The sequence below is a fragment of the Tardiphaga sp. genome (assembly GCF_028290785.1).
GTDB lineage: Bacteria > Pseudomonadota > Alphaproteobacteria > Rhizobiales > Xanthobacteraceae > Tardiphaga.
Map to the genome: position 1 here is coordinate 1 of NZ_JAQGJD010000150.1, position 3540 is coordinate 3540.

Sequence of the window (3540 nt, forward strand, 5' to 3'; positions counted from 1 at the left end):
AGTCCGTAACTCGTTGAAGTCGTTGCGCGCCCGTCATCGCGACAACGTTCTGGTCCGTCGCAAGGGCCGGGTCTACGTGATCAACAAGGTTCAGCGTCGTTTCAAGGCCCGCCAGGGTTGATCCGCGTCTGATTCCGGTTTGATCGGCCTTCAGGCCGCGCGAATTTTACGACATCACAGCTCTTTGACGCGTTTGCTGCTTTGCAGCGCGTTTTTTCGTGTCTAGACTTGCGGGATGGTGAGATTCCCAGCCGCAAGTTTTGCAATGGTGCTGGCCGCGTTGTTCGCCGCGGCGCCAGTGCATGCACAGGTCAAGGACCCCCAGGTCGCACCGCCGGAGTCCCGGAAGAGCATCCCCGAACCACCCGCTAAATTGCCCAAGGTCGGCGCCGACAAGACGCGCGGGCTGGATTTCCTGTTTGGCGCGCTGAAAGCGGCGCCGGACGACGACAGCGCCAAGCATGTCGAAGCCCGGATCTGGGCGCTGTGGAGCCAGACCACCAGCGACACCACGGCCCTGCTGATGACCCGCGCCAAGACCGCGCTGGACGCCAAACAGGTCGATGTGGCGCTGAAGCTGCTCACGGCAGTGGTGAAGCTGCGGCCCGACTACATCGAAGGCTGGAACCGCCGCGCCACACTATATTACCTGCAGAACGACTACACCCGTTCGCTGGAAGATATCGAGCAGGTACTGGTGCGCGAGCCCCGTCATTTCGGCGCGCTCGCCGGCCTCGGCATGATCATGCAGGAGCTCGGCGACGACAAGCGCGCCTTGGATGCCTTCCGCAAGGCGCTGGCGGTCAATCCGCACCTGGAAAAGCTGCCGGAAATGGTCAAGACCCTGACCGAAAAGGTCGAAGGCCGCGATATCTGAATCGCGGTGTTTGCCGGCATTTGCCGACATATCTGGAACATCGTTATGACCTGAGGCATCGCTGCTGCGTCGCAGCGAAATGCCAAGACATGGTCGTCGCGGAACCAAACTTCCGACACATCAAAACGGCCAAACAGGCGCTTCCAGATACCCCTGAGAAGGAAATCTCTTGGCGCTGAAATCCCTGCCGCTTTTCGCCTTGCTGTGTCTGTTCATGGCCGCGCCGGCTTCGGCTCAGACCGCCGCGAAGCCTGCCGCCGCCAGCACCCAGGCGCTGACGCCGGAGCAGGCCAACCGCGCCCTGGAGACCCTGCAGGACGACGGCAAGCGCAACCAGATGATCGAGACTCTGCGGGCCATCGCGCAGACCACGCCGGCCAAGCCCGAGGCCAAGCCGGCGATCCCTCTCACCGACGACAGCCTGGGCGCGCAACTGTTGCTGTCGCTGTCCGAGCAGGCCAGCGACGCCGGGCGCGAGATCGCAGCCGCGGCGCGGTCTGTAGTGCGTTTCCCGGTGCTGTGGCACTGGCTGCAGCGCACCGCGGAGGATCCCGAGACCTATACGCTGCTGTTCGACATCGCCTGGAAGCTGGCGCTGGTATTTGGCGGCGCGCTGGCGACGGAGTGGCTGGTCGGCCGGCTGTTGCGGCCGCCGCTCGGCGCGCTCGAAGCGCGCATTCCGTTTTCGGCGCGCGCGCCGGCGCGGGTGCTGGAGCAGATCGATCCGCCATCCTCGACGGCCGATTTCACCGAAGTGCCGGACCTGCACCGGCGGCATCGTAGCCTGACCCGCGCCTGGCAGTCGCTGGTGCGGCTGCCGTTCGTGCTCGGGCGTCTCACGCTCGAACTGCTGCCCGTGGTCGCGTTTGCCGGGGTGGTGGCGTTGATTCTCGGCACCGATATCGGCGATGCCGGCATTACCCGGCTGGCCATCCTGGCGATCGTCAACGCCTATGTGCTGGCGCGGGGAATCATATGCCTGACGCGGGCCTTGTTCGGTCCGCTCAGCCTGTTCACCGTGCGCGAGGAGACCGCGGCCTATATCGAGATCTGGACCCGGCGCATCGTCGCCGTCGGCGTCTCCGGCGTCGCCTTCGCCAATGTCGCGTTGCTGCTCGGCCTGTATCGCGGCGGCTATTTGGCGATTATCCGGCTGGCGATGCTGGCGGTGCATCTGTTCGTGGTGGTCGTCATCCTGCAATGCCGCCGCCCGGTCGCCAAGGCGATCCGCGCGCCGCAAGGCGCCACCGGCATCCTCAGCGTGCTGCGCAATCGCTTTGCTGGCATGTGGCATGTGCTCGCCGTCGCGCTGGTGCTGGCGCTGTGGTTCGTCTGGGCGCTCAGCATCCGCAACGGCTATGCGCTGATGCTGCAGTACTTCGTCGGCACCATCGCCGTCGGCCTGCTGACGCGGCTGGCCTCGATGGTCGTGCTGTCGCTGATCGATCGCGGTTTCCGTATCAAGCCGGAAATCCTGCAGCGCTTTCCCGGGCTGGAAACCCGCGCCAACCGCTATCTGCCGCTGTTGCGCCGGGTCGTCGCCACGGTAATCGCCGCGATTGGCTTTGTCGCGCTGCTTGAGGTCTGGGGCGTCAATGCGCTGGTGTGGTTCTACGGCGGGCAGATCGGCGGCCGTGTCGTCTCCGCAGTGGCCACCATCGGGATAGCCGCGCTGATCGCTGCCGCGATCTGGGAAGGCAGCAATGCGCTGATGGATCGGCAGTTGACGATCCTGACGCGGGATTCGCATTTTGCCCGCGCCGCAAGGCTGCGCACGTTCCAGCCGATGCTGCGCACAACGCTGCTGTGCGTAATCGTGGCGGTGGTGGCGCTGACGGCGCTCAGCGAGATCGGCGTCAACGTGGCACCCTTGCTGGCAGGCGCCGGCATTCTCGGCATCGCCATCGGCTTCGGTTCGCAGAAACTGGTGCAGGACGTCATCACCGGCCTGTTCCTGCTGCTGGAAAACACCGTGCAGGTTGGCGACAACGTCACCGTGTCGGGCCTGACCGGGGTGGTCGAGAATGTCTCGATCCGCACCATCCGGTTGCGTGCCGGCGACGGCGCCGTGCACATCGTGCCGTTCAGCGCGGTGACCACCATCACCAATGCCAGCCGCGGCGCCGGCAATGCCGCCGTCAGCGTCAATGTCGCCTACAAGGAAGACACCGATCGCGCCGGCCAGATCCTCAAGGATATCGTCGCCCAGATGCGCGGCGAGCCGGCGTTCAGGCCGCTGATCCGCAGCGACCTCGAATTGTGGGGCGTCGACAAGGTCGACGGCGCGATGGCTTCCATTGTCGGCCAGATCCGCTGTACCGATTCCGGCCGCTGGCCGGTGCAGCGCGAGTTCAACCGCCGCATGAAGCTGCGTTTCCAGGAAGAGGGCATCGAGATTTTCAGCGGTGGGCAGACCATCCTGATGCCGGTGCCGATGCAGGAAGCGCACGAGGCAACCGACGAAAGCAGCGGCGAAGCCAAGCAGCCGACGCGGCGGCTGGGCCGGGCGTAACGGCTGGAATTCGCGCTTGCAGGTCGCGCCGGATTAGCCACAGCTCCAGCGGAATGATCGGAGACGGCAGCCTTTAGTGTAGAACGCTGTTGCCCGGCCGGACCGTATCGCCACGTTCCGCCCGGGCATAGAGCTGCTGTAATTCCGATTC

3 protein-coding genes are annotated in these 3540 nt (G+C 65.0%); all 3 read left to right on the forward strand.

Features of this window, described 5'->3' with window-relative positions:
- Nucleotides 1-121 (forward strand): type B 50S ribosomal protein L36 (ykgO, locus tag JWR89_RS08950; RefSeq protein ID WP_299714541.1); only part of this gene is annotated, 121 nt, incomplete at its 5' end.
- 114 nt (nucleotides 122-235) lie between these two features.
- Entirely contained in the window at nucleotides 236-877 is a 642-nt protein-coding gene (locus JWR89_RS08955) for a tetratricopeptide repeat protein (protein WP_299714538.1), read from the forward strand.
- Nucleotides 878-1091: 214 nt separating this feature from the next.
- Entirely contained in the window at nucleotides 1092-3389 is a 2298-nt protein-coding gene (locus JWR89_RS08960; protein WP_299714544.1) for a mechanosensitive ion channel domain-containing protein, read from the forward strand.
- The last annotated feature ends 151 nt before the right edge of the window (nucleotides 3390-3540 follow it).

Bases quoted from the DNA above. Each gene is read 5' to 3' on its own strand.
- JWR89_RS08955 (WP_299714538.1), top strand. From the start codon at position 236: ATGGTGAGATTCCCAGCCGCAAGTTTTGCAATGGTGCTGGCCGCGTTG.
- JWR89_RS08960 (WP_299714544.1), top strand. From the start codon at position 1,092: ATGGCCGCGCCGGCTTCGGCTCAGACCGCCGCGAAGCCTGCCGCCGCC.